Origin of the sequence: Staphylococcus sp. GDX7P312P (assembly GCF_008385775.1) — a bacterium.
Classification (GTDB): Bacteria; Bacillota; Bacilli; order Staphylococcales; family Staphylococcaceae; genus Staphylococcus; species Staphylococcus haemolyticus.
Map to the genome: position 1 here is coordinate 1 of NZ_VUKI01000020.1, position 26,973 is coordinate 26,973.

A 26,973-nucleotide genomic window follows, 5' to 3' on the forward strand; every position below is an offset into this window, starting at 1 on the left:
ATGTCTCAGCCTACTTTATCATTTTGTCAGTAGCTGACTGATTTGAAAATGCGCTTGATTCAAGCTTTTTTCAAACCTAGTCATCCTTGCCGGGGTAGGACAACGAAATAAATTGTGAGAAAATATTATTTCTGTCCTACTCCCTCTTTATATTAATACTGAAAGTAAAAGATATTGTTACTACATAGCTAAAGAGTTATCAATCACTTTATTTACGTTTAAATAATAAATGAATAATTGAACGTACAATAAGTATAAATGCAATTGCTAATAATGCTAATGCGACAAAGGTAACCACTGGATGCTCTTTCCACGTCGTTTGAGCAATGGTATTTGCTTTGTGCAATAGAGGTTTCGTTACTTCAACTTTTGGAGGTCCATCATCTTTTGTAAGAAATTGGCGATTGTAGTCAAGATGAATTGAACCATCTTTAACGATAAATTTATAATCTTTTTTATTCATACCTTCAGGTACTACATCATATAAGTTATCTTTGACATAGTATTTTTTGTCATTGATTTTATGTGTGCCTTTTGAAAGTACCTTTTTATAACTGTATTGATCGAAAGAACGATTCATCATGGCATTTCCCATCATATTACGTTGCTTTTCTCCACCTAAATTCACGTAATCTCCTGCTCCCATAATAACTTGGTTAATGCGGAAGTTGTTACGTTTAGTTGTAATCGTGTGATTATAATCTGCAACATCACTTGAGCCAGTCTTTAAACCATCTGTACCTGGCAAACTCATTTTGGCTCCTTCTAATGAATGATTGAATGTATAATATGTGACACCGTGTTGTGTAGGAGCAAGTTGTTTAGTGAAATGTAATATCTTAGGAGTCTCTTTGATAACATGGTGATCTAGAATTGCAAAGTCTTTCGCAGTGGAAGTAGTATTGTCTTGGTTTTTATATTTTGATGGCGCAAATTCTTTTAATTGCTTGTTTTCAGCACCTGTTGGGTTTACGAAATGTGTGTTTGACATGCCTAATGCTTTAGCTTTCTTATTCATTAAATCAGTAAAATCATTCACATTTCCCGAAACCTCATCAGCTAAAATTAAAGCTGCAGCGTTACTTGAGTTAGAAACTGTAATTTGGAGTAGCTCGCTAATTGTATATGTTTCACCAGCATATAATTTCGTATTACTTAATTCTGGTAAAGTTGACATGCGATAATGCTTGTCCGTAATATGTACTTTGTCATTTAAAGAAAGCTCACCTTTATTCACGGCTTCAAGTGTAAGATACATTGTCATTAGCTTCGTCATTGAAGCGGGGTACCATTTTTGGTTAGATTGATAGTCGTACAAAATTTGCCCGGTTTGACTTACATTTATGCTACCTTCAGGTTGATAGGCATCTGTTACATTCGGGTAACCATATTGTCTAGCAATTTCAGTAGGTGTTGGTTCATATTCGGAAGCGTAGGAGTTAGGTGCTATAATAACAATGGTTAAAAGTAGAGCAAAGGTAATTATTAAGCTTCGTTTCATTCTTATCTTTCCTTTTTCAAAATTTCAACTAAAATATTTTATCATATAAATTTGATAATATGAATTTATTTGTTAAAGCTTTATACTTGGAAAATAAGATAATTAAATTTTTAAAATGAATATAAAAAGAGGGCTAATTTATGAAAGGACAAAATCCGTTATTTTTCTTATTTAAACGATTGTCGTGGCCATATGGACTGATTATTGCGGCAATCATTATTTCTTCGCTAGGGAGTATTAGTGGTCTGTTAATTCCGCTATTTACCGGACGATTAGTTGATAAATTCTCAACAAGTAGTATCAACTGGAATATCGTTCTTTTATTTGCAGGAATATTTATAGCTAATGCACTACTAAGTGGTATTGGTATTTATCTACTAAGTAAAATTGGTGAAAAAATGATTTACGATATTCGATCAATACTTTGGGAACATATCATTAAATTAAAAATGCCTTTTTTCGACAAGAATGAAAGTGGGCAGTTAATGAGTCGTTTGACAGACGATACTAAGGTTATAAATGAATTTATTTCACAGAAATTGCCACAATTACTTCCCGCAGTAATTACACTCATTGGATCCATAGTTATGTTGTTTATTATGGACTGGCAAATGACATTATTAACATTTATTGCAATTCCGATATTTATGGCAATAATGATTCCATTAGGTCGCAAAATACAAAAGATATCAATGAACACACAAACTGAAATTGCTAACTTTAGTGGTTTGCTAGGTCGTGTGTTAACTGAGATGCGTTTAGTAAAAGTATCGAATACAGAAAGACAAGAATTAAATAACGCGCACAGTAATTTACGTGAGATTTATAATTTAGGTCTGCGACAAGCAAAAATTACAGCTGTCATTCAACCTATTTCAAGTGTGATTATGTTATTAATGATCGCAGTTATATTAGGTTTCGGTGCGATAAGAATAGCTACAGGTGCGATAACAGCTGGTGCGTTAATTGCGATGATTTTTTATGTGATGCAGTTATCGATGCCATTAATGAATCTTTCAACCTTAGTTACAGATTATAAAAAAGCAGTTGGTGCAAGTAGTAGAATCTTTGAAATCATGCAAGAACCTATTGAACCAATGGAAGATTTACAACCTATAGAAGATATCTCAATTAACGATGGCGAATTGTCATTTGAAAATGTTGATTTTAAATATGATATTAAAACGATTCTTAGCAACGTATCTTTCCGTATACCTCAAGGAGAGGTGAGCGCATTTGTTGGTCCGTCGGGTTCAGGAAAAAGTACAATTTTTAATTTGATTGAACGTATGTATGATATTGAATCTGGAGATATTAAATATGGAACGCAAAGTATTTATGATGTTCCAATTACAAATTGGCGAAACAAGATTGGTTATGTAATGCAATCGAATTCTATGATGAGTGGTACGATACGTGACAATATTTTATATGGTATAAACCGTGAAGTGTCGGATGAAGAATTGGTTAAGTATGCTAAGTTAGCGAATTGTCACGACTTTATTATGCAGTTTGATGATGGCTATGACACGTTAGTAGGTGAACGTGGTCTGAAGTTATCTGGCGGTCAAAGACAACGTATCGATATTGCACGCAGTTTTGTGAAAAATCCTGATATTTTATTATTAGATGAAGCTACCGCAAACTTAGATAGTGAGAGCGAACAAAAAATTCAAGAGGCATTAGAAATTCTTATGGAAGGAAGAACAACTATTGTTATTGCACATCGTCTCTCAACTATAAAAAAAGCAGGCAAAATCATATTCCTAGATCAAGGTAAGGTAACAGGTGAAGGAACACATGCTGAATTAATGCAAAATCACGAAAAATACCATCAGTTTGTTACTACTCAAAATTTAACCGAGTAATGAATATTAGGTAGTTGGGACTTATACTAGTTCCAACTACTTTTTTAATAAGAAAAATGAAGGATATGTTTTGTCTTATGTAGTTAACTGTGAAATAATCATCAATAATTAAATGACGTATGTGAGTGTACAGTCTCACACTTTAAAACTTAAGATTGGAGCATAATTATGTTATATACAATAACTTCCACTTTACCTCCTACACATGGTGGAAGAACTAAATCATTGTTACATAGAGTAAAGTTTTTAGAAACTCATTTGGGAGAAACTTCTACAATTCTAACGACGAACTATAACGCTAATTATAAAAATATATATAAAATTTTTAGGAATAAAGAATTAATAACTGAGAATACAAAATTAGACAACATATACGATTGGCTTGCGAATTATAATTTATTAGAGGAACCAGTTGAACCCAGATTATTTAGAAAGTTACCAATTCAAACTAAAGTTAAAATACGTGGGTTAGAGGCCATTCAAGAAGGCGATAACGTAAAATACTATAAAGATAATGTTTATGTGTTATTTCGCAAATACTATGCGAATAGACAGGTTATGAAGTTTGAAGATACAATCAATCCTAATTCACAAAAGGTATCTAAACGTAAGGCATTCACGCTAAATGGCAGATTACATAAAATTGATTACTTTGATGATGTAACGGCAATCAAAACAATGGAAGAATATTATGATAAAAAGGGTAACGTGTACTTAAAGAAACATTTTACGAACGATGAAGAGAACAAATTGATTGATATTCAACATCTATCAATGCACGGTGAGCCGCACACCTTTAATAATGAAAAAGCTTTATTTACTTATTATTATAACCATGTTTTACCTAATGGAAGTGTTGTATTTAATGATGCACGCTTACTCGACAGACCATTGATTGATTGTGAAAATGACATTAAGCGCATATTAATGTTTCATAGCAATCATTTACAAGGGAATAAAGTTCGTCATTCATATAAATTAGCACTAGATAAACAAGAAATAATCGATAAATATATAGTTTTAACAGAATACCAAAAACATGATATTCAATCACAATTTGGTATAGATGATAATAAAATAGATGTCATACCTCATTTTGTTAGTATAGCGCAATCGTATAGTCGAGATGATGTAGAAGATCAATTTTGCTTTATTGGTAGATTGGCTCAAGAAAAACAAATTGATCATATTATCAAAGCGTTTGATATTTATTTGAAAAAAGGTTATTCATCTAAGTTGCTTGTATATGGAAAAGATAAAGAGGGTAATTTAAACAAATTGAAGCAATTGGTTAAAACACTTCAACTTGAAGATAAAGTAATTTTCAAAGGACACACTAATCATCCTAAAGAAGTCTTTTCAAAAGTGATAGCTTCACTATTGACAAGTCGCTATGAAGGCTTTGGGTTATCGATTATGGAAAGTATTAACTATGGTTGCCCTGTTATCTCATATAACGTACGTTATGGACCGAGTGAGTTAATTACTAATCATGAAAATGGTATACTTGTGAAAAAAGATGACATCGAAGGGTTTGCGGATGCAATGGAAATGGCTAGAAATATTCATTTCAAAGATGTAAAATTAAGTGAAAAATTTAGTGTAGAACAAGCGTCAAACAATTATCAATCACTCATCGATGACGTAACACATGTGGAGAATAAATAGAAAATTGGAGAGAAATATATTGAATAAATTATCGATTATCATTACGTATTTTAATAATGAAGATTATATTAGTGAGTGTATTCACAGTTTAAAAAGCCAGAGAAATCAAGACTTTGACATTATTGTTGTCGATGATGGTTCAACTGATCGCTCAACAGAAATCTTACAAGAAGCATTAAAATCATATGATAAAGACGTTCACTTCATTCAATTGCAAGAGAATACTGGACATGCACATGCACGAAATGTAGCTTTGGAACAAGCACATGGTCAATACGTACTATTCCTAGATGCCGATGATCAATTGGCCTCATATGCTGTTGATTACTATCTGCAACATGTGAATGGTTTAGATACACTGATTGCACCAATTCATAAATTTAGAAGTCAACGACCACAGTATGTAGATAAAGATAAAGTACGTTTGCAATATGCTTCTCATCAAAAAAGTCCAAATGCAATTTTGAGAAAAGAATCAGCATGTAATATTTTATTTAAAAATGCCATTATTAAAGCGCATCAGATCCAATTTAATGAATCATTAGATATTTATGCTGATACGTCATTTGTGCTTGAGTATTTAAAATATGCGGAGCGTTTTGTTAGAATTACCAACTTCCCATTCTATTATCGTGGTGAGGTATATGATCCATTTTATGGTAATACATTAAGTGATCAAGATTTTACAAATAAATTTGAAGATCATGTTAATAGTTTCTTTGATGCTATGCAAAGAACGAATGATAAGCGAATTAAAAATTTCCTAATTCAACGAATGAAAAATGAAATTAAAAGTGGGTTTGATCCTGCACTTAGAGATATAAAATCTCGATATGTGTCACTTGAAGATGCGCTTATTAAAATTGTTAAAGCTTTAAAATGGAACATCCTAAAAGATGGGAAAGTATTATACAATTTAGAAATATTATTCTTATCAATGGATGATGTTGAAAATGCCAAATATGTTAATGACTTACGAAATAAAACGCGTTTAGTTAAAAATATTGTGTTAAATAGCAAGATGAAAGAACGCTCAAAATATCAACTGATTGATAATGAAGACTTAGTTGACCCGAACACAATTGTATTTGAAGCGTTTGGTGGTAAAAATTATAGCGATAGTCCTAAATATATTTATGAATACATGCAAAAACATTATCCTCATTTAAATTATATTTGGGTCTTTTCAAAACCAGAAAATAACAATATTCCAGGTAATGCTACTAAAGTGAAAAAAGGATCTCAAGCTTATTATGATGCCTATGCTAAAGCAAAATATTGGGTTACAAATGCTAGATTACCTTTATATTTAAATAAAAAAGAGAATCAAATGTATATCCAAACTTGGCACGGAACACCATTAAAACGTTTAGCTAATGATATGAAAGTGGTTAGAATGCCTGGCACGACAACTGCAAACTATAAGAAGAACTTCTATGCTGAAGCATCACGTTGGGATCGTTTAGTATCACCAAATAGATACTCTTCTGATATTTTTAAATCAGCATTTTGGATGGATGAAGACCGTATTTGGGAGATTGGTTATCCGAGAAATGATGTATTAGTTAACCGTCAAAATGACACTGAATATATTGAACAAATTAAGCGTGACTTGAATTTACCTGCAGATAAGAAAGTTATCATGTATGCTCCAACTTGGAGAGACGATGAGTTTGTGAAAAAGGGACAATACTTATTTGATTTGAAAATTAATTTAGCTAATCTTCAAAAAGAAATAGGAGATGAGTATGTCATCTTATTAAGAATGCATTATCTAATTGCGAATGCTTTAGATTTACATGGATATGATGACTTTGCAATTGATGTATCAAATTATAATGACATTTCGGAATTATACTTAATTTCTGATGCATTAATTACTGATTATTCTTCTGTTATGTTTGACTTTGGTATCTTGAAGCGTCCACAATTTTTCTTTGCATACGATATAGAAAAATATGATAAAGGACTTCGTGGTTTCTACATGGATTACATGAACGACCTACCAGGTGAAATTATTACAGACGAGTTTAAATTAGCTGAAGAGTTAAAACAAATTGATCAACATAAAGTGAAATATCAAGATAAGATAGAAGCATTTTATAATGATTTTTGTTCTATAGAAAATGGAAAAGCATCTCAATATATTGGTGATTATATTTATAATGATATTGAGAAAAAATCATAATTAAAATGAAAGTAGAAAGCACTAGAGCAGTAAGTTTAACTCTAGTGCTTTCTATTGTACTATTAAAAAAATCTTTATTTTCTCGAACATTACCTCATGGTATAATTAAAAATATATTATTAACGGAACTTTTGGGGTTAATTAGTGAATAAAGTACGGTTCTGTTGTATAGACATGCTATGACATTAATGTCATAAAAAATTAATCAGGTAGGTGCCTTATGTTTTTATTGGTTAACATCATTGGGTTACTTGCGTTTTTGGGAATTGCAGTTTTATTTTCAAGAGATCGCAAAAACATCCAATGGAAATCTATTTTAATTCTTGTTGTATTAAACTTGTTTTTAGCATGGTTCTTCGTCTATTTCCAAATTGGGAGAACGATTGTAGAAGGATTAGCTTCAGCAATCGCATGGGTAATTCAATCAGCACATACTGGAACAGGATTTGCATTCAGCAGTTTCACTAGCGGTAAACAGATGGATATGGCGATTAGCGCACTCTTCCCAATTCTACTTGTAGTACCATTATTTGACGTATTAATGTATTTCAATATTTTACCTAAAATTATAGGTGGTATTGGTTGGGTGCTAGCGAAAATTACGCGTCAGCCTAAATTTGAATCATTCTTTGGCATCGAAATGATGTTCTTAGGTAATACTGAAGCTTTAGCTGTATCAAACGAACAATTGAAACGTATGAATGAAATGCGTGTATTAACAGTGGCTATGATGTCAATGAGTTCAATCTCTGGAGCTATTGTTGGTGCATACGTTCAAATGATACCGGGTGATCTCGTATTAACAGCGATACCGCTAAATATTATTAATGCGATAATTGTTTCTTCAATTTTGAATCCGGTAAGTGTTGAAGAACAAGAAGACATCATTTATAGCATCAAAAATAATGAAACGGTAGAACGTCAACCTTTCTTCTCATTTTTAGGTGATTCTGTACTTAATGCAGGTAAATTAGTATTAATCATTATTGCATTTGTAATTAGTTTTGTCGCTTTAGCAGACTTAATTGATCGCTTTATAAACTTAATTACAGGTCTAGTTGGTGGATGGATAGGCGTAAAAGGTAGTTTCGGTTTAAATCAAATTTTAGGTTTATTCATGTATCCATTTGCACTTTTACTTGGTTTGCCATGGGGAGAAGCATGGATTGTTGCTCAACAAATGGCTAAGAAGATTGTTACTAATGAATTTGTAGTTATGGGTGAAATTAGTAAAGTCGTTGATTCATATAGCCCTCACAGAAGAGCAGTTATTTCAACATTCCTAGTTTCATTTGCTAACTTCTCTACAATCGGAATGATTGTCGGAACATTAAAAGGGATTGTCGATCAAAAAACATCAGATTTTGTATCTAAATACGTACCAATGATGTTATTAGCAGGTATATTAGTATCATTACTTACAGCAGCGTTTGTCGGATTATTCGCTTGGTAAGAAGATACATAACATGTTTAACAATTAAAAAGGATCGTGGAACATCATTCAATTTGAATTTCGTTCCACGATTTTTTTGAATTATTTCAGTAGATTTTAGTTAACATGATAAAAACCAAGTATGTAGGGTGAGGAGACACTCTATATACTTGGTTTTTATGGGAAATGAATATTAATGTACTTGTAACGGTAAGGACTAGGTACTGTCACAGTACTTCGAGCAAAATTTGTTTTGTTACTATAAACAACACAAAGGAGATAACTTCTCTTATTAAGAAGTTATACACATTATAGCAAATGTAATTGACAAAGTAAACAAAAAATTCAGAAAATTTATATTTGTTTTTAAATTAGTTCACATAAACATGATGAAATAGAAATATACCTTGAAAATAATATAGATATAGACTATTTCTAAAATGCATATTGTAGCTTTACTAGTGATTGTGATAACCTTTTTAATGATATTACATTAAAAGGGGTTGGTGTATGTGAATAAAAATATTAAAGATTTACTTTTAGTTATACTAGGCTCTTTCATATTTTCAGCTGGAGTTAATGCATTCATTATCTCAGGTAATTTAGGAGAAGGTGGCGTAACAGGTATAGCCATTGTATTATATTATGCGTTTCACATTTCTCCAGCCATCACGAACTTTGTAGCGAATGCACTACTGATCATTGTAGGGTATAAATTTTTGAGTAAAAAAAGTATGTTATTAACTATTGTGGCGACTGTACTTATCTCATTGTTTTTAAGTTTAACTGAGTCTTGGCACGTCGAAACTGGAAATGTCATCATTAACGCTATATTTGGTGGCTCTTGTGTTGGGTTGGGCATTGGTATTATTGTTTTAGCTGGTGGTACAACTGCAGGGACAACGATACTAGCACAAATTGCTAATAAATATTTAGATGTAAGTACTGCATATGCGTTATTGTTTTTTGATTTGATTGTAGTACTCATATCATTAACTGTATTACCATTGCAGATGGCCTTAGTAACAGTTATCTCATTATATATAGGTACCAAAGTTATGGAATATGTTATAGAAGGTTTAAATACTAAAAAAGCAATGACGATTATTTCAAGTAAGCCTGACCAAGTAGCGAAAGCGATAGATGAACAAGTCGGACGAGGTCTCACAATATTAGATGGTCGAGGCTATTATAGTCGTGAAGAAAAAGACGTATTATATGTTGTCGTTGCAAAAACACAAGTGTCTCGAGCTAAGAAAATTATACGTAAGATTGATAATCAAGCCTTTTTAGTTGTGCATGATGTGAGAGATGTATATGGTAATGGCTTTTTAGCAGATGAATAATGAGAATGAATAAGGTTAGGTGTTTCAATATATTGGTGAAGGTGATATGACGACATCAATTAATGAAATACCTAACCTTTGCTTTGTCGATTACAAATAGTCAGTTATTTACAAAGATGTTATAATACATCTATTGACTATGATAATTATTATCAATTGACAAAATCAATCGTACATAAAGTTATTTATTATGAAAGTAGGGAAAGCATGAATCGTTTAAAAGCGCAACAAGTGGAAATTGGATATGGGGATCATACGATTATTAACAATTTAGATGTAGAAATACCAGATGGCAAGGTTACGTCTATCATTGGGCCTAATGGTTGTGGGAAATCTACTTTATTAAAAGCATTGTCACGCTTATTAACAATTAAAAATGGCGAAATTCAATTAGATGGTGAAAATATTCATACGCAATCAACTAAAGAAATTGCTAAAAAAATTGCTATATTACCACAAACACCAGAAGTAGCAGATGGCCTTACAGTTGGAGAATTAGTATCTTATGGTCGTTTTCCACATCAAAAAGGGTTCGGCCGTTTATCTGCTGAAGATAAAAAAGAGATTGATTGGGCTTTAAATGTTACTGGCACATCTGAATTTAGACATCGTTCTATTAATGATTTAAGTGGTGGTCAGCGTCAACGAGTTTGGATTGCGATGGCATTGGCTCAAAAAACAGACATTATTTTCCTAGATGAACCCACAACATATTTAGATATCTCACATCAATTAGAAATTTTAGAATTAGTTCAACAATTAAATAAAGAACAAGGTTGTACCATCATTATGGTCTTACACGACATTAACCAGGCTATTCGTTTTTCTGATCATCTTATCGCAATGAAGAAAGGTGAAATCATTGCTTGTGGCGCTACTGAAGACGTGTTGACTAAAGATATTCTAGAAAAAGTGTTTAATATCGATGTCGTACTTAGTACGGACCCTCGTACAGGCAAACCATTGTTAGTGACATATGACTTATTCGAACGTAATTATTCATAATATATAGATAAACTAAGAAAAGGGAATTTTTATCATGATGGAGAAAGATAAAAAAGTAAACATAGGTTTTATTGGCTATATTATTTTAGTCTTTGTGTTGTTAATAGGCGCATTGCTTGTATCTATCTTGATAGGTGAAGCGAAAATTAGTTTTTCAACTATTATGGATGCTATTTTTCATTATAATCCTAAAAATCAACAACATAATATTATTAGTGAGATACGTATACCGCGTGATTTAGGTGCGGTATTAGTTGGAATGGCATTATCAGTTGCTGGTGCTGTTATTCAAGGCGTAACTAAAAACGGACTTGCAGATCCAAGTTTAATAGGTTTAAACTCTGGGGCTTCATTTGCATTGGCGTTAACATTTGCTTTTTATCCGGCAGCACCATTCCTATTGCTCATGTGTGCAGGGTTTTTAGGTGCGATGTTGGGTGGCTTTATTGTCTTAACAATAGGTCGATCTAGACGCGATGGCTTCAATCCTATGAGAATCATTTTAGCAGGTGCTGCTGTAAGTGCACTTTTAACGGCTTTGAGTCAAGGTATTGCTTTAACATTTAAGCTGAATCAAACACTTACTTTCTGGACTGCTGGTGGTGTTTCAGGTACGACTTGGAAACAACTTATGTGGAGCGGACCTGTTATTATCATTGCTATTGTTATCATCATAGCAATGAGTAAACAATTAACGATTTTAAATTTAGGAGAGACACTTGCTAAAGGCTTGGGACAAAATATCACGTTGATTCGTGGAGTAAGTTTGTTCTTAACAATGATATTAGCGGGGGTAGCCGTTTCAATGGTAGGACAAATTGCCTTTGTTGGCTTGATGGTACCTCACATTGTCAGATTCTTAGTAGGTACAGACTACGCAAAGGTATTACCATTAACAGCTTTAACAGGCGGTTTACTTATGATTTTAGCTGATACTGTAGCACGAATGTTAGGTGAAGCGCCAGTGGGAGCGATTATTTCATTTATCGGTGTGCCTTACTTCTTATACTTAGTTAAAAGAGGGGGGCGCACAATATGATTCATCCTAAACTAAGACGGAAACAAATCGTTACTTTAGTGATTTTTTCAATATTATTATTAGCCGCATGTACATGGAGTGTGTCTTCAGGAGAATATAAAATTCCGGTTGATCATTTTTTAAAGACGCTCATAGGTCAAGGTGAATATTATGATCAATTAATCTTAATGGAATTTCGTTTTCCACGAATGTTAATTACTATTTTAGCAGGTGCTGCGTTAAGTTTAAGTGGCGCTATTATTCAAAGTGTCACTAAGAATCCAATTGCGGAGCCAGGTATTTTAGGTATTAATGCTGGTGGTGGATTCGCAATAGCATTATTTATTTCAATAGGACAAATTAACCCTGATAATTTTGTGTATGTGTTACCAGCGATTAGTGTCATTGGCGGTGTAGCTACTGCAATTGTTATCTTTTTATTTAGTGTGAACAAGAGAGAGGGCATTACACCTTCAAGTATGGTGCTAATTGGCGTAGGCATGCAGACAGCCTTATATGGTGGTTCTATTACGCTTATGTCTAAATTTAATGAAGATCAGTCAGAATTTATTGCTACTTGGTTTGCTGGTAATATCTGGGGCGATGACTGGACATTTGTAATTGCAACTATTCCGTGGCTTATCATTATTATTCCATTTCTTTTATATAAATCTAATGTGTTAAACTTAATTAATACACATGAGCATATTGCAAAAGGACTTGGTGTTAAGATTGAACGTGAACGTGTAGTTTTATTCTTTATTGCTGTTGTTTTATCATCAATTGCCGTGGCTGTTGCAGGTGCTATTGCATTTATTGGTTTAATGGGGCCACACATTGCAAAATCAATTATTGGACCGCGTCATCAACTATTTTTACCAATTTCAATTATTGTAGGTGCCTTCTTACTTGTTTTATCAGATACCATTGGCAAGGTTATTCTTGAACCGACAGGGGTACCTGCTGGTATTGTAGTTGCTATTATAGGCGCACCTTATTTCATCTATTTAATGTATAAATCTAAAAGTATTTAAAAATTGGTGAAATAAATAGTAATACTTAAAGATAAAATATATGTAAGACATCGTTTCTAATTAGTTAAATATTAAACTTTTTACGATTGTAGTAATCTTCGTGGGAGTGGACAGACCTTAGTAGTGAATTTTACGATGAAATTCTCTGTGTTTGAGTAAGGATAAATTCTGTTCCATTTCCACTTTTTTATTAAAGTCGATTTATATGTAAATGATAGCGCATACATTGTGCTTGATTTATAATTAAATTGATAGGCCAAAGGAGGAAGTTGCATATGAAAAAGCTAATAAAACAAAAAGAAGACTTTTTAAAAGATATGTTAGACGGTTTAAAAATAGCAAATAATGATATCGAAATCATTGCAGAAACTGTTGTCGTGCGACGTAAAAAGAAATCTAAAGGCGTAGCGATTGTTTCAGGTGGTGGTAGTGGACATGAACCGGCTCATGCAGGTTATGTTGCGCAAGGGATGCTTGATGCGGCGGTTTGCGGAGAAGTATTTACTTCACCAACACCCGATAAAGTGTTAGAAGCAATTAAGGCTGTCGATACTGGTGATGGTGTTTTATTAATTGTTAAAAATTATGCTGGCGATGTAATGAACTTTGAAATGGCGCAAGAAATGGCTGAAATGGAAGATATTCAAGTAGAGATGGTTGTCGTTAAAGATGACATATCAGTGTCTGAAGAAACGCAAAGACGTGGTGTTGCAGGTACAGTATGCGTTCATAAATATGTAGGCTATTTAGCTGAACAAGGTTTAGCTCTACAGGATATTAAAGAAAAAGCGGAAACAATAGCTTCACAAATTAAAAGTATTGGTATGGCACTGACACCACCAATGGTTCCGACAACAGGCAAATATGGATTTGATATTAATGATGAGGATATAGAAATTGGGATAGGTATTCATGGCGAAAAAGGAATTGAACGAATACACTATGAAGAAATCGATAGTATCGTTGAACGGTTATTAAGCCGATTACTTAAAGAAATTCAAGAGCAATCATTAATCGTTATGGTTAATGGAATGGGTGGTACACCACTATCAGAGTTAAATATTGTGACTAAATATTGTTCACTTTATTTAGAAAAGCAAAATAGAGATGTAGCGCAATGGTTTGTTGGTGACTATATGACTTCATTAGATATGCAAGGTTTTTCAATCACACTACTTCCTAATAATGAAGAACTACTCAAAGCTTTACAAGCACCTACTACGTCTCGCTACTTTTAAAAAGAAAACTATATTCAAATGAGGTGATTAAAAATGGATGTTAAAGATATGAAACAACGATTATTAAATTTAGAGGCAGTGTTTTCAGAGAAAGAAACATTATTAACGGATTTAGATAGAGCAATTGGTGATGGCGATCATGGTGTCAATATGTTGCGTGGATTTAAAAGTTTGAAAGACAAGATAGATGATAGTAGTATGTCATCGCTATTTAAATCTACTGGTATGGCATTAATGTCAAATATTGGTGGTGCATCTGGTCCATTATATGGATTTAGCTTTGTTAAAATGGCTAATGTTGTTAATGAAGAAATGGACAAAGAAAATTTAAAAGCTGTTGTTACTGAATTTGCTAATGCGATTGCGCAGAGAGGTAAAGTACAACGAGATGAGAAGACGATGTTTGATGTTGTAGATCGAGCGCGTGAAGCTTTAGAAAATGATGAAACAATCACGTTAGAGATACTACAACAATTTGCTACTGATACGAAAGAGATAGAAGCTACAAAAGGACGTGCAGCATACTTTAAAAAGGATTCAATAGGTTATATCGACCCTGGTGCTCAAAGTATGGTTTACGTATTAAGTGCACTGATTGGAGATGAGATTGAATGACAACAATTATAATTATTAGCCATAGTGAAGACATTGCGAATGGTACTAAAGCTTTGCTTAATCAGATGGCGCAAGCTGTTAACGTCATAGCTCACGGCGGTGTCGATGGAGGCATAGGTACATCATTTGATGATATTCAAAATATTATTAATAACTTAGATGATGACGCATTGTGCTTTTATGATCTAGGTTCTTCCGAAATGAATTTAGATTTAGCAATTGAGATGTATGAAGGACCACATCATATTAAGAAGATAGATGCACCAATAGTAGAAGGTAGTTTTACTGCCGCAGTGAAACTCTCAGTTGGCGGAACAACTGATGAAGCGATACAAGAAGTCGCTCAAACTTCATTTAAAGAAAATACATTTGACTAATGTTTAAATAATGTGCGTAAATATAATAATCAAATAAATGCGCAAAATAAATTTTATAATTAAGTAATTTATAAAATGAAAATGACAAATGATTGTGATAAAATAGATTATTATAGTAAAGCGAAAGAGTAGGTGGGCAAGGTCATGCAAAGCAGCATCAAGGAATACGTTTTAAGTGGAGAATTTGAACAAGTTAGACAACTAATGGCCAAAGCAGACTTTTTAGATTTTGAAGAAGCCTACATTTCATGTGCACATGAAAATGAAAGCATGATGTTTTATACTTGTATTTTGGATATGATTAAATTTGAAGAAACGTCTGAATTGCATGATTTAGCATTTCTATTGCTTGTCTATCCCCTAAGTGAGATAGAAGGCGCATTAGATTCTGCTTATTACCATGCGCAAGCGTCCATTCAGTTGACGAATGGTAAAGAAATTAAGAGTCTATTACAAATGTTATTATTACATGCCATTCCAGAACCTGTTATTACTGATTCTGAAGCTTTCAAAGTTGCTAAACAAATTTTGAAATTAGATCCAAGTAATCATGTTGCAAGAAACGCACTTAAAGAAACAGCTAAACGTATGGATAATGTTGTTGTTGATATTAATGAATTACAACAATATGGAAATTCTAATTAATAAGCGTGTGAATATTGTATCATTAAGCAAATAATTACTTTCTAGATTTTTGATATGGGAGTAGGACAGAAATAGTATTTTTCAAAATATCCCCAGGCAAGGATGACTAGGTTTGAAAAAAGCTTGATTCAAGGTCAATTTTAAATCAGTCAGCTATTGCCAAATTGGTAAAGTAGGCTGAGACATTTTATTTTGTCTCAGCCTTTTTTATTTCACGTCATTTTTAAATTTAATTATTTATTTTTAATTTAAAAACTAATGACTAGTGCGATAATAGCCAATATTAAACTTGCAGTTACCCTGAATTCATTTTTTACCTCCGCTATAATGATCGCTATTAACTGTTTTAAAATGTAGATATGATGTTCATCATTAATATAAAATTAAATATGATTTACTAGTTACTTATTTATGAAAAATAAGATAATTATAATAATTTTTAAAGAATTTTAAATCCTTAACAAGTGTATATAGCATAGTGTTTATAGCCGATAAACGCCGGTTCGTAACCTTTATGCACTGTTGCATATTATTTGAAGTGCGTTATAATGCACAATGTGTCAAATTTAAGGAGGTTATATTTTCGCATGGGATTAAATAAAGAAGCTGTAAAAATTGGTTTCGCCTATGTCGGCATTGTAGTAGGTGCCGGATTCTCAACTGGACAAGAAGTTATGCAATTCTTTACACCATATGGTTTATGGTCTTATATTGGTGTACTTATTTCAGGTTTGATTCTTGGTTTTATAGGTAGACAAGTTGCTAAAATAGGTACAGCATTTGAAGCTACGAATCATGAGTCAACATTAAAATATTTATTCGGAGAAAAGTTTAGTAAAATCTTCGATTATATATTAGTATTCTTCTTATTTGGTATAGCAGTCACTATGATTGCAGGGTCTGGTTCAACATTCCAAGAGAGTTTTGGCATACCTACGTGGTTAGGTGCCTTAATTATGACTATTGTCATTTATTTAACATTATTATTAGACTTTAACAAAATTGTGAGCGCACTTGGTATCGTCACACCATTCTTAATAATTATGGTAATACTTATTGCCGTTTACTACTTATTTGCAGGTAGCGTTCCTTTAAATGAAGTTAACAGTACTGTTGATAAAACAAGTGTATTTTGGGGTATAGTTAGAGGATTAATGTACGGTGGTCTAGCTTTTGCAGTGGGCTTTAGTACAGTTGTTGCAATTGGAGGCGACGCTTCTAAACGTAAAATTTCAGGTGGAGGTGCAATGTTTGGCGGTGTGATTTACACTATCTTACTTGCTCTAATTAACTTTGCACTACAATCTGAATATCCTAAAATTAAAGATGTTGAAATTCCAACATTAACATTAGCTAATGCTATTCATCCATGGATTGGTCTTGTTCTAACTGTCATCATGTTAGCAGTTATGTACAATACAATCTTAGGACTATGCTATTCATTCGCAGCACGTTTTACAGAACCATATAGTAAAAAGTATCACATCTTTATCATTATTATGATGATTGCTGCATTTATTTTAAGCTTTGTAGGTTTTGCAGACTTAATTAACTTCTTATATAACATTATGGGTGTTGTTGGTCTGTTTATCGTAGTTGCAGTATTAATTAAATACTATGTACGTAAGAGTGATAATAAAGATCATATAGCATAGATTTAAAATAGCAATACTTTACAATTGAAAGTGAATGTTTTAATCTTAAAAGCAATTCGTATGATTATACGGGTTGCTTTTTCTATTAAATGAATAAGCAAACTTTCTATAATCAATTGAAAGGAACGTAGGGAATGAATACTCAGAAAAAATGGACGATTATCACAGGTGTCATTATCGTGATTGTGAGTGTTGTAGTTGCTTGGGGGCTATACCACCATCAACAAGAGAGTGAGAAGAAAAAACAACAACGTGAAAAAGTTCAAATTAATAATCCTAACGTCAAATTATTTCAAAATATTACCTATAATAATCATCTTCCTGAAAGCCAACTTGATATTATGATGCCTGACGATGTAGATAAGGATACTAAATTGCCAGTTATCTTCTGGATGCATGGAGGGGGTTATGTTGCAGGTGATAAACAATATAAAAATCCATTGCTATCGCAAATTGTGGAACAAGGCTATGTAGTAGTCAATGTTAACTATGCTTTAGCACCTAATTATAAATATCCTACACCACTTATTCAATTTGATGATGCAATTCAATTTATTAAGCATAATAAAGACCGCTTCCCAATTGATTTAGATCAAGTTGTTATAGGCGGTGACTCTGCCGGTGCACAACTTACAAGTCAATATGTTGCTATGCAAACAAATAGTTCACTACGAAGTGAAATGGGATTTGAACAGCGTTTTACACCATCACAAATAAAAGGCGCTATCTTTTTCGGTGGTTTTTATGATATGAAGACAGTTAGAGAAACGGAATTCCCAAGAATTCAAATGTTTATGCATAGTTATACTGGTGCAACAAAATGGGAATCAGAATTTAAAAATATTTCTCAAATGTCAACAATCAATCAAGTGACTAAAGATTATCCTTCAACGTATCTATCAGTAGGTGATGCTGATCCTTTCTACAGTCAAAATATTGAATTTTACCGTAAGTTGAAGGAAGAAGGCATTCCTGTTAGTACATTGTTCTATGATGGTTCACATCATTTACATCATCAATATCAATTTCATTTAGAGAAGCCAGAATCTAAAGAGAATATGAAACGTGTACTCGCATTCTTAAGCAGAAATACTTCATCATCTGGTGTAGAACGAAATCAGCAATCTCCATTTGATGGTTCTACGAGTTCGGATAAAAGTTTCTCATTATCACCTTACTAACCACGATAAAATGATATAATTATCAAACTTTATTGGTTACAACACTATAGCTAAGAATAAAAGGCTTATTTCCTAAATGTTAAATCATTAAGGAAGTAAGCCTTTTTAATTTTTATTATTCTATGATAGTGCTATTTAAATACTATAGGTGTATTGTTATTTAATCTAACATTTTAGTAATGTTGTTTAATATTATTGAGACTAGAGTATAATATAATGATAGTAAATTTAAATATTAAATAAGCAGTTTGACCATGACATATTTATTGAAGTATTGACCATTAATATATAGCTTATCCTTTAATTCGCCCTCAATATTAAATCCAGCAGCTTTAAAGAGTTCAACTGCGCGCGCGTTTTCAGGGACAACGGAAGCTTCGATACGTCTAATATCATGATTGATTGACCAAGCTTCAGTCGCATTTACTAATGCCATACCTATGCCATGTTTCTGATATAGTTGTCTAACACCAATTGTGATAACTGCTTCGTGACGTTTGCGCTCAAAATCTTCAGTTGTAATGAATGCGTAACCAACCAGTTGATCATCTTGCTCTGCAACATAAACAGTATTTCTTGGAGAAGTGATAATGCGTTCTAAACGATCGCTAACACTTGAGATGCTGGGCGTATATTCACCCGGGTTATATAATGTATATTCAGATTCATCATAAATTTTGCTTAATAATTTAATAAAGTCTTCAACGTCTTTTATACTAATTTCACGAATAATATGAGCCATAAGGCTTCCTCCCAAATTAATAAACTATTGTGTCTTACATGGTATTATAGCAATAAATCTTAGATATACATAAAATAAAAAACTTTTAAACTAAAGGGGTAATCTTAAATATGAAACCGAATGTACTATTAGCAGGTGGTAGTGGTTATATTGGTAAGTATATAAGTAGTGTTATTGAAAAAGATGCAAACATATATGCCCTATCAAAGTATCCAAATACTAAAAAAGAAGATAATGATCGAATTATTTGGTTGAAAAGAGATATTTATAATTATAATGATGTTGTAAAAGCTATGGAAGGTATGGATATTGCTGTTTTTTATTTAGATCCTAATAAGAATTCAGCAAAATTAACCCAAGCAACGGCACGAGATTTAAATTTGATCGCCGCAGATAACTTTGCCAGAGCAGCAGCTCAACAAGGTGTGTCTAAAATAGTATATATAAGTGGTAGTCGATTTGATAGTGAGACAGTACAAAGGCTAGAGAATTACGGCGTTCCTGTGGAAAAGACAAACACACAAATTAAACGACCACATATAAATGCTGAATTACAGATGTCTAAATATGATGATATAAGAACAGCGATGCGAATGATATTACCTAGAAAATGGACATTATCCTATCTAGTAGACTACTTTATGAAATGGCTTAATGATACACGTGGTACATTCATGCACACATATCAAGATAATGATAGATACATTGTTTATGCACGAAAAAAGTCTAAACCATTATTAATTATGGAAAAAGTTGAAAACGACTCGGGACTTATAACGTTACACTTGATTTCAGGTTCAATGATAAAATCTAATCAAAAGAAACAAGGTAAATTAGAATTTAGGCAAATTAAAGGGACAAGATTAGTCATTGTTCATTTATATGATTATATTCCGAAATTACTATGGCCAATTTACTACTTCGTTCAATCACCATTACAAGGTTTGATTATGCGAGGGTTTGAAATTGATTGCCGAATTAAACATTTTAACGGACGGGTTCAATCAGGGGAAAAAATGAAATATACAAAATAATAGGTGATAAAGTGATGCAAGTATTATTAGTAGAAGATGATCAAACACTCTTCCAAGAACTGAAAAAAGAATTAGAACATTGGGATTTCTTTGTGACAGGTATAGATGATTTTAGTGCAGTAATGGATATTTATGAAGAAACAAATCCTGAAATTGTTATTATGGATGTTCAATTACCTAAATACGATGGATTTTATTGGTGTAGAAAGATTAGACAAGTATCTAATGTCCCCATCTTATTCTTATCATCACGTGATAATCCAATGGACCAAGTCATGAGCATGGAATTGGGAGCCGATGATTATATGCAAAAACCATTCCATACAAACGTCTTAATAGCTAAATTGCAAGCCATTTATCGACGTGTTTATGAATTTGGAGCAGAAGAAAAGAGAACATTGAATTGGCAAGATGCACTTGTGGATTTATCAAAAGATAGTATTCAAAAAGGTGATTCAGTTATCTATTTATCGAAGACTGAAATGATTATTTTAGAAATGTTAATTCAAAAGCAAAATCAAATTGTTACTAGAGATACCTTAATTACTGCGCTATGGGATGATGAAGCGTTTGTAAGTGATAATACGTTAACTGTTAACGTTAACCGTTTGCGTAAAAAATTGTCTGATATCGGTATGGATACACAGATCGAAACTAAAGTAGGTAAAGGTTACATGGCACATGAGTAACTTGAAATGGTTTTGGTTATTCCTCAAAACGCGAAGTAACTGGATTTTTTGGATTGTGTTTCTACATCTGATTTTATTAGGTATGGCTTACATTGATTATGATATTTCCATCGAGAGTATAGGATTTATAGTAACGTTAAATCTCGGTCTTACAGCGATGTTTTTAATTTTTACTTTTTTAAAAGAAGTAAAGCTATATCAACATTTATATAATAATAAAGAAATTGAAGAAATTAAGCATAAAGATTTAGCAGAAGATCCGTTTCAAAAGGAAGTTGTTAATTATCTTTATCGCAAATTAACGAGTCAAAAGGAACGTGTTGTTGAACAACAATTACACATACAATCGACAGAACAATCTCTAACAGAATTTGTTCATGATATTAAAACACCTGTGACAGCGATGAAGTTGTTAATCGATCAAGAAGAAGAGGGAAAACGTAAAAAGTCATTATTGTATGAATGGGCACGTATTAATGAGTTGTTAGATAAGCAACTTTATTTAACGCGTTTAGAATCTAAAAATAGAGACATGTATTTTGAAGAGACATCACTGAAGCGTCTTGTGATTGATGAGATTCAATTAACACGTCACATTAGCCAAGCCAAAGGTATAGGCTATGATTTGGATTTAGGAACAAACTTAGATGTATACACGGATGTGAAATGGTGTCGCATGATGATTCGCCAAATTTTATCTAACTCATTAAAATATTCTCAAGGACAAGATATTATTATTCGTTCTTATACAAATGATGGTCATGTAACATTGGAAATTAAAGATTTTGGTAGAGGTATCAGTCACAAAGATTTACCACGTATATTTGAGCGTGGTTTCACTTCGACTGCGAATCGTAATGAAACAACTTCTTCAGGAATAGGGCTATATCTGGTTAACAGTGTAAAAGATCAATTAGGTATTAATGTTCGAGTAGAATCTACAGTAGGACAAGGGACTACTTTTGTATTAACTTTTCCAAAACAGAATGAATTGATGGCCCGTATGACCCAAGTGACAACAATGTAACCTTAAAACTTAGATTTGTTACTCCATCTTCATTTCATCAAAAACGATAACTTTTATAATTAAACTGATTAAAGTAGTGCGGTATTTCTAAAGTAAACGCACATGTAGATAAAATGAATGGCGAGGTGAACAAAACCGTGGCAATATTACAGGCAAAGCAAATTGCCAAAACTTATGGAAATAAACAAACTGAACAAGAAGTTTTAAAAGATATAGATCTGTCAATTGAAGCGGGAGAGTTTGTAGCTATCATGGGGCCATCGGGATCAGGCAAGACAACGTTATTAAACGTGTTAAGTTCAATTGACTATTTAACATATGGCTCTATTATTTTAGATGGTCAACAATTAGAGAAATTATCTAATAAAGCGTTGTCTGAAATTAGAAAAAAAGATATTGGTTTTATTTTTCAAGAATATAATTTATTACATACGTTAACAGTTAAAGAAAACATCATGTTACCTTTATCAGTTCAAAAGTTAGATAAAAAAGAAATGAATGAACGCTATCAACGTATTACGCAGGCTTTAAATATTTTTGAAATTAGTGATAAATATCCATCAGACATTTCTGGTGGACAGCGACAAAGAACATCCGCAGCGCGTGCATTTATTACGTATCCTAAGATTATTTTCGCGGATGAGCCAACAGGGGCACTTGATACTAAAAATACTCGCGATTTATTACAACGTTTTCAAAAAATCAATGAACTTTATAACGCAACGATAGTAATGGTAACGCATGATCCTTTGGCAGCAAGCTTCTCAGAGCGTGTGATTATGTTAAAAGACGGGCAGGTATTTACTGAAATTTATCAAGGTGAAGATGATAAAAATGTCTTTCACAAAGAGATCTTACGTGCGCAAAGTATATTAGGTGGCATGATGTATGAGTTTTAGTCAAATTATATGGAAGAACTTTCAACAGAATATAATTCATTACGCGATTTATATCTTTTCACTTGTATTAAGTATCGTGTTGTTTTTTAGTTTTATAACAATTAAGTATGTGCACCACTTAAATGTGCATCAATCGTTGTCAATGATACAACAAGGAACACAAGTGGGAAGTTATTTTTTATTTATCATTATTGTTGTATTTATTATGTATACGAATATGTTGTTTATCAAACGACGTAGCTATGAATTCGGATTATTGCAAACGATTGGTTTAGGTAAAAAAAGTATTATTTATATGCTAATGCTTGAACAATTATTTATTTTTATTATAACCGCGTTATTAGGTATGATTATCGGTATTTTAGGATCAAAAATACTATTAATGATTGTTTTAAAATTATTAGGTATACATACTTCTGTATCAATCATTTTTAGTTTTCAAGCGATTGCGCAAACATTATTTATACTTGTCATTGCTTATATACTTATCATTATTCAAGCATCTATTTATTTAAGCAAATCTTCAATTAAAAGTTTAATGGCCTCTCAAGACAGTAAAGAAGATAGTCATATTACACTAACATTAGGTGAAGTTATATTAGGTGTTTTAGGTATTGTATTGATATTAACAGGTTATTATTTATCGACGCGTTTTGTCGAGATTGTAGATGATGTGATACTACCGTTTGTTATTCTAATTCTTACTGTTTTAGGAACTTACTTTTTCTTTCGAAGTACGATTTCTCTCATTTTAAAGACGATTAGATACTTTAAAGGTGGTAATGTTTCTGTAAATGATGTTATTTTTACATCATCACTCATGTTTCGAATTAGAAAAAATGCATTTTCATTAACTGTAATGGCAATCATTTCAGCAATAACTGTATCTGTACTGTGCTTCGCTGCGATTAGTAGGGGCTCTTTGACAAATGAAGTTCTATTAGAATCTCCTCATGAGGTTACACTTAAAGAAGAGAAAGTAGCTAATGAATTAGGTTTTGAATTAAATCGACATCATATTCCTTACCATTACGATTTTAAACAAGTTGTTTATTCTCAACTATACAAAGATCATTTATTTGATAAAAATCAGGTGCAACCATACGCGATTACTGTAACGAGTGAAAAATATTTCCCTAATGTTTCTATAGAGAAGGGTGAGGCTAATTTAATTATGCCTGAAGGGTTAATTCATGATTTATCGAAACATACACCGCATGGTACGGCTTCTATAGGAACTAAAAAGCATCATGTAAATATTAAATTGAATAAAGTGATGGATAAAATTTATTTTAAACAGAGTATTGACTTAGGAGGTCCTACTTTAGTTTTAAATGATACAGATTATAACTATTTGAAAGCACATGCGAAAAATAAATATATCGTTTCACAATATGGTTTTGATTTAAAACACAACAGAGATATACCAAAACTTGAGAGTATAACAAAGGATCTTGATGGTAATGCTCAAACGCGTAGTGAAGTAATGAGCGAAGTATCAAGTTTGACTGGAATATTGTTATTTGTAACATCATTTTTAGGAATTGCATTTTTAATCGCTACAGGGTGTATTATTTACATTAAACAAATTGATGAAACAGAAGATGAGTTAGAAAGTTATTCTGTATTACGTAAATTAGGTTTTATTCAAAAAGACATGGCAAAAGGGTTAAAACTCAAAGTGGCATTTAATTTTGGTATACCACTGATTATTGCCTTATTACATTCATACTTTGCGGCAGTGGTCTTTATGAAGGTTATAGGCTTTGATAATAAAGTTCCTATTTTCGTTGTAATGGCTATTTATACAATCATTTATAGTATTTTTGCAGTTATCGCCTATAATCACTCTAAAAGAACGATAAACCACTCAATTTAAGTCAATATTTATCTAATATTTCGTATTTGTAAAGAATTTGTAAATGTAATTGTGGTTATGTAAATTTTGTGATATTTTCAAATAGGGACAAATTCAGTAATGGAGTATTACGTGAATAACAGTAAAACATTATATTTACATAAAATTTACAAATAGTCAGAAAATAGACTCTTTGAATGTTCTTATTGTAAATGTATTCTTTATCTAAAGTTGTCTTACAATAATAAAAATTTACAAATGTGATTGGAAACGATCGCTATAATGGAGGCTTTATAATGTTTACTAAGAAAAAGGATAAGTTCATGGTTCAATTAGAGGAAATGGTATTTAATTTGGACCGTGCTGCAGTTGAATTCGGGAAAATGGATTTCAATACGCACTTAGATTTAAAAGCTTATTCTGACAATATCAAGACATATGAGTCACATGGTGACGAATTAATGCATCAAGTTATTACGGATTTAAATCAAACATTTATTACACCAATTGAACGTGAAGACATTCTATCTTTATGTAATGCAATTGATGACGTTCTTGACGCAATGGAAGAAACTTCAGCAATGTTTGAAATGTATTCAATTGAATATACAGATGAATACATGGCAGAATTCGTAGAAAATATCCAAAAAGCAGTAGCGGAAATGAAATTAGCTGTTGGTTTATTAGTTGAGAAGAAATTATCTCACATGCGCATACATTCTATTAATATTAAAGAATTTGAAACAAATTGTGATGGCATTTTACGTCAATCTATTAAACACATTTTCAACAGTGAAACAGATCCAATCACACTAATTAAAATAAAAGATATTTATGAAAGCATGGAAGAAATCGCAGATAAATGTCAAGTTGTAGCAAATAATTTCGAAACGATTATTATGAAAAATAGCTAAGGGAGTTTTAATTTATGGAATATGTATTAATTATCACTATAGCTATCGTTATATTTTCTTTAATCTTTGACTTTATCAATGGATTCCATGATACAGCCAACGCGATTGCTACAGCAGTATCGACACGTGCCTTGACGCCTAGAACTGCAATATTTTTAGCGGCAATTATGAACTTTATCGGTGCTTTAACATTTACTGGTGTTGCCGGTACAATCACTAAAGACATTGTTGATCCATTTAAGTTACATAATGGGTTAGTAGTTGTATTAGCCGCTATTTTAGCAGCAATCATTTGGAATTTATTAACATGGTTTTATGGTATTCCAAGTTCATCATCTCACGCATTAATAGGTTCAATCGCTGGTGCAGCGATTGCAGCACAAGGATTTGGTGTACTTCACTATCAAGGTTTTACTAAGATTATTATTGTTTTAATCATTTCACCAATTATTGCATTTTGTGTCGGATTCATTATGTACACAATTGTTAAAATTGTCTTTAAAAATGCTAACCTTACTCGAGCGAATCGTAATTTCCGATTCTTCCAAGTATTTACAGCAGCATTACAATCATTCTCACATGGTACGAACGATGCACAAAAATCAATGGGTATCATTACATTAGCTTTAATCGTTGCTAATATTCAAGATCCTACAAACGTTGAGCCGGCATTATGGGTGAAAGTTGCCTGTGCAACTGCAATGGGTCTAGGTACTGCAATTGGTGGATGGAAAATTATTAAAACAGTAGGCGGAAACATTATGAAAATTCGCCCAGCAAATGGTGCTGCTGCTGACTTATCATCAGCATTAACAATATTTGTAGCTTCATCATTACACTTCCCATTATCTACTACACACGTTGTATCATCATCAATTCTTGGTGTAGGTGCTTCTAACAGAGCTAAAGGTGTTAAATGGAACACTGCACAACGTATGATAATTACATGGGTTATTACATTACCAATCTCTGCGATTTTAGCAGCATTGATATTCTATGTTATGAACATTTTCTTATAATATATTAAAGAAGGGCTAGC

At 32.3% G+C, this 26,973-nt stretch carries 23 protein-coding genes; 21 read left to right on the forward strand and 2 right to left on the reverse strand.

Annotated features, from left to right (window positions below):
* Nucleotides 1-208: 208 nt before the first annotated feature.
* Nucleotides 209-1,501 carry a penicillin-binding protein PBP4 gene (gene pbp4, locus F1592_RS05570; protein WP_107609875.1) on the reverse strand — a complete coding sequence of 431 codons (1,293 nt, stop codon included), beginning with the start codon at nt 1,499-1,501 and terminating at the stop codon, nt 209-211.
* 140 nt (nt 1,502-1,641) lie between these two features.
* Here pbp4 and F1592_RS05575 point away from each other — a divergent pair, with 140 nt between their 5' ends.
* The 14 genes from F1592_RS05575 (at nt 1,642) to F1592_RS05640 (ending at nt 18,771) form a co-directional block, all read left to right on the forward strand.
* On the forward strand, nt 1,642-3,369 hold the full coding sequence (locus F1592_RS05575; protein ID WP_149809659.1) for an ABC transporter ATP-binding protein: 1,728 nt from the start codon (nt 1,642-1,644) through the stop codon (nt 3,367-3,369).
* 168 nt (nt 3,370-3,537) lie between these two features.
* Nucleotides 3,538-5,037: a glycosyltransferase gene (locus F1592_RS05580; protein ID WP_053017193.1), complete on the forward strand. Its 1,500-nt coding sequence runs from the start codon at nt 3,538-3,540 to the stop codon at nt 5,035-5,037.
* A 19-nt stretch (nt 5,038-5,056) separates the two neighbouring features.
* Nucleotides 5,057-7,225, forward strand: coding sequence for a bifunctional glycosyltransferase/CDP-glycerol:glycerophosphate glycerophosphotransferase (locus F1592_RS05585; protein ID WP_107609876.1), 2,169 nt, complete (start codon nt 5,057-5,059; stop codon nt 7,223-7,225).
* 220 nt (nt 7,226-7,445) lie between these two features.
* A complete protein-coding gene (locus tag F1592_RS05590; protein WP_011276509.1) occupies nt 7,446-8,678 on the forward strand; it encodes a NupC/NupG family nucleoside CNT transporter in 1,233 nt (410 codons plus the stop codon).
* Between the two features lie 491 nt (nt 8,679-9,169).
* Nucleotides 9,170-10,003: a YitT family protein gene (locus F1592_RS05595; RefSeq protein ID WP_053017194.1), complete on the forward strand. Its 834-nt coding sequence runs from the start codon at nt 9,170-9,172 to the stop codon at nt 10,001-10,003.
* Nucleotides 10,004-10,210: 207 nt separating this feature from the next.
* A complete protein-coding gene (locus F1592_RS05600; protein ID WP_053017195.1) occupies nt 10,211-11,008 on the forward strand; it encodes an ABC transporter ATP-binding protein in 798 nt (265 codons plus the stop codon).
* Nucleotides 11,009-11,042: 34 nt separating this feature from the next.
* Nucleotides 11,043-12,047 carry a FecCD family ABC transporter permease gene (locus F1592_RS05605; protein ID WP_053017196.1) on the forward strand — a complete coding sequence of 335 codons (1,005 nt, stop codon included), beginning with the start codon at nt 11,043-11,045 and terminating at the stop codon, nt 12,045-12,047.
* The gene (locus tag F1592_RS05610) at nt 12,044-13,060 is read left to right on the forward strand and encodes a FecCD family ABC transporter permease (protein ID WP_149809658.1); all 1,017 of its coding nucleotides are present in this window, start codon (nt 12,044-12,046) and stop codon (nt 13,058-13,060) included. Before F1592_RS05605 ends, F1592_RS05610 begins: the two co-directional genes overlap by 4 nt.
* Before the next feature lie 275 nt (nt 13,061-13,335).
* On the forward strand, nt 13,336-14,298 hold the full coding sequence (gene dhaK / locus F1592_RS05615) for a dihydroxyacetone kinase subunit DhaK (protein ID WP_053017198.1): 963 nt from the start codon (nt 13,336-13,338) through the stop codon (nt 14,296-14,298).
* Between the two features lie 33 nt (nt 14,299-14,331).
* Nucleotides 14,332-14,913, forward strand: coding sequence for a dihydroxyacetone kinase subunit DhaL (dhaL, locus tag F1592_RS05620; RefSeq protein ID WP_053017199.1), 582 nt, complete (start codon nt 14,332-14,334; stop codon nt 14,911-14,913).
* Nucleotides 14,910-15,290 (forward strand): dihydroxyacetone kinase phosphoryl donor subunit DhaM, encoded by a 381-nt coding sequence (dhaM, locus tag F1592_RS05625; protein ID WP_053017200.1) that lies wholly within the window; start codon nt 14,910-14,912, stop codon nt 15,288-15,290. The genes dhaL and dhaM overlap by 4 nt, the downstream gene beginning before the upstream one ends.
* 144 nt (nt 15,291-15,434) lie before the next feature.
* Nucleotides 15,435-15,935 (forward strand): hypothetical protein, encoded by a 501-nt coding sequence (locus tag F1592_RS05630; protein ID WP_053017201.1) that lies wholly within the window; start codon nt 15,435-15,437, stop codon nt 15,933-15,935.
* 587 nt (nt 15,936-16,522) lie between these two features.
* On the forward strand, nt 16,523-17,590 hold the full coding sequence (locus F1592_RS05635; protein WP_053017202.1) for a YkvI family membrane protein: 1,068 nt from the start codon (nt 16,523-16,525) through the stop codon (nt 17,588-17,590).
* A 134-nt stretch (nt 17,591-17,724) separates the two neighbouring features.
* On the forward strand, nt 17,725-18,771 hold the full coding sequence (locus F1592_RS05640; protein ID WP_053017203.1) for an alpha/beta hydrolase: 1,047 nt from the start codon (nt 17,725-17,727) through the stop codon (nt 18,769-18,771).
* Nucleotides 18,772-19,006: 235 nt separating this feature from the next.
* Here F1592_RS05640 and F1592_RS05645 read toward each other — a convergent pair whose 3' ends face one another.
* A complete protein-coding gene (locus F1592_RS05645; RefSeq protein WP_149809657.1) occupies nt 19,007-19,513 on the reverse strand; it encodes a GNAT family N-acetyltransferase in 507 nt (168 codons plus the stop codon).
* A gap of 110 nt (nt 19,514-19,623) precedes the next feature.
* Here F1592_RS05645 and F1592_RS05650 point away from each other — a divergent pair, with 110 nt between their 5' ends.
* The 7 genes from F1592_RS05650 (at nt 19,624) to F1592_RS05680 (ending at nt 26,953) form a co-directional block, all read left to right on the forward strand.
* Nucleotides 19,624-20,547 (forward strand): NAD(P)H-binding protein, encoded by a 924-nt coding sequence (locus F1592_RS05650; protein ID WP_053017204.1) that lies wholly within the window; start codon nt 19,624-19,626, stop codon nt 20,545-20,547.
* 14 nt (nt 20,548-20,561) lie between these two features.
* A complete protein-coding gene (gene graR / locus F1592_RS05655) occupies nt 20,562-21,236 on the forward strand; it encodes a response regulator transcription factor GraR/ApsR (RefSeq protein ID WP_011276495.1) in 675 nt (224 codons plus the stop codon).
* Nucleotides 21,229-22,263: a HAMP domain-containing histidine kinase gene (locus tag F1592_RS05660; RefSeq protein WP_053017205.1), complete on the forward strand. Its 1,035-nt coding sequence runs from the start codon at nt 21,229-21,231 to the stop codon at nt 22,261-22,263. The genes graR and F1592_RS05660 overlap by 8 nt, the downstream gene beginning before the upstream one ends.
* Before the next feature lie 137 nt (nt 22,264-22,400).
* Entirely contained in the window at nt 22,401-23,162 is a 762-nt protein-coding gene (locus F1592_RS05665; RefSeq protein ID WP_053017206.1) for an ABC transporter ATP-binding protein, read from the forward strand.
* Nucleotides 23,152-25,041 carry an ABC transporter permease gene (locus tag F1592_RS05670; protein WP_053017207.1) on the forward strand — a complete coding sequence of 630 codons (1,890 nt, stop codon included), beginning with the start codon at nt 23,152-23,154 and terminating at the stop codon, nt 25,039-25,041. Before F1592_RS05665 ends, F1592_RS05670 begins: the two co-directional genes overlap by 11 nt.
* A gap of 275 nt (nt 25,042-25,316) precedes the next feature.
* On the forward strand, nt 25,317-25,934 hold the full coding sequence (locus tag F1592_RS05675) for a DUF47 domain-containing protein (RefSeq protein WP_011276491.1): 618 nt from the start codon (nt 25,317-25,319) through the stop codon (nt 25,932-25,934).
* A 14-nt stretch (nt 25,935-25,948) separates the two neighbouring features.
* Nucleotides 25,949-26,953, forward strand: coding sequence for an inorganic phosphate transporter (locus F1592_RS05680; RefSeq protein ID WP_053017208.1), 1,005 nt, complete (start codon nt 25,949-25,951; stop codon nt 26,951-26,953).
* Nucleotides 26,954-26,973 lie beyond the last annotated feature (20 nt).

What these genes read in the sequence shown, in the direction of transcription:
- F1592_RS05610 (WP_149809658.1), top strand. Translation starts at nt 12,044, where the DNA reads ATGATTCATCCTAAACTAAGACGGAAACAAATCGTTACTTTAGTGATT.
- F1592_RS05635 (WP_053017202.1), top strand. Translation starts at nt 16,523, where the DNA reads ATGGGATTAAATAAAGAAGCTGTAAAAATTGGTTTCGCCTATGTCGGC.
- F1592_RS05630 (WP_053017201.1), top strand. Translation starts at nt 15,435, where the DNA reads ATGCAAAGCAGCATCAAGGAATACGTTTTAAGTGGAGAATTTGAACAA.
- F1592_RS05590 (WP_011276509.1), top strand. Translation starts at nt 7,446, where the DNA reads ATGTTTTTATTGGTTAACATCATTGGGTTACTTGCGTTTTTGGGAATT.
- dhaM (WP_053017200.1), top strand. Translation starts at nt 14,910, where the DNA reads ATGACAACAATTATAATTATTAGCCATAGTGAAGACATTGCGAATGGT.
- F1592_RS05675 (WP_011276491.1), top strand. Translation starts at nt 25,317, where the DNA reads ATGTTTACTAAGAAAAAGGATAAGTTCATGGTTCAATTAGAGGAAATG.
- dhaK (WP_053017198.1), top strand. Translation starts at nt 13,336, where the DNA reads ATGAAAAAGCTAATAAAACAAAAAGAAGACTTTTTAAAAGATATGTTA.
- F1592_RS05645 (WP_149809657.1), bottom strand. Translation starts at nt 19,513, where the DNA reads ATGGCTCATATTATTCGTGAAATTAGTATAAAAGACGTTGAAGACTTT.
- pbp4 (WP_107609875.1), bottom strand. Translation starts at nt 1,501, where the DNA reads ATGAAACGAAGCTTAATAATTACCTTTGCTCTACTTTTAACCATTGTT.
- graR (WP_011276495.1), top strand. Translation starts at nt 20,562, where the DNA reads ATGCAAGTATTATTAGTAGAAGATGATCAAACACTCTTCCAAGAACTG.
- F1592_RS05670 (WP_053017207.1), top strand. Translation starts at nt 23,152, where the DNA reads ATGAGTTTTAGTCAAATTATATGGAAGAACTTTCAACAGAATATAATT.
- F1592_RS05605 (WP_053017196.1), top strand. Translation starts at nt 11,043, where the DNA reads ATGATGGAGAAAGATAAAAAAGTAAACATAGGTTTTATTGGCTATATT.
- F1592_RS05580 (WP_053017193.1), top strand. Translation starts at nt 3,538, where the DNA reads ATGTTATATACAATAACTTCCACTTTACCTCCTACACATGGTGGAAGA.
- F1592_RS05680 (WP_053017208.1), top strand. Translation starts at nt 25,949, where the DNA reads ATGGAATATGTATTAATTATCACTATAGCTATCGTTATATTTTCTTTA.
- F1592_RS05650 (WP_053017204.1), top strand. Translation starts at nt 19,624, where the DNA reads ATGAAACCGAATGTACTATTAGCAGGTGGTAGTGGTTATATTGGTAAG.
- F1592_RS05640 (WP_053017203.1), top strand. Translation starts at nt 17,725, where the DNA reads ATGAATACTCAGAAAAAATGGACGATTATCACAGGTGTCATTATCGTG.
- F1592_RS05600 (WP_053017195.1), top strand. Translation starts at nt 10,211, where the DNA reads ATGAATCGTTTAAAAGCGCAACAAGTGGAAATTGGATATGGGGATCAT.
- F1592_RS05660 (WP_053017205.1), top strand. Translation starts at nt 21,229, where the DNA reads ATGAGTAACTTGAAATGGTTTTGGTTATTCCTCAAAACGCGAAGTAAC.
- dhaL (WP_053017199.1), top strand. Translation starts at nt 14,332, where the DNA reads ATGGATGTTAAAGATATGAAACAACGATTATTAAATTTAGAGGCAGTG.
- F1592_RS05575 (WP_149809659.1), top strand. Translation starts at nt 1,642, where the DNA reads ATGAAAGGACAAAATCCGTTATTTTTCTTATTTAAACGATTGTCGTGG.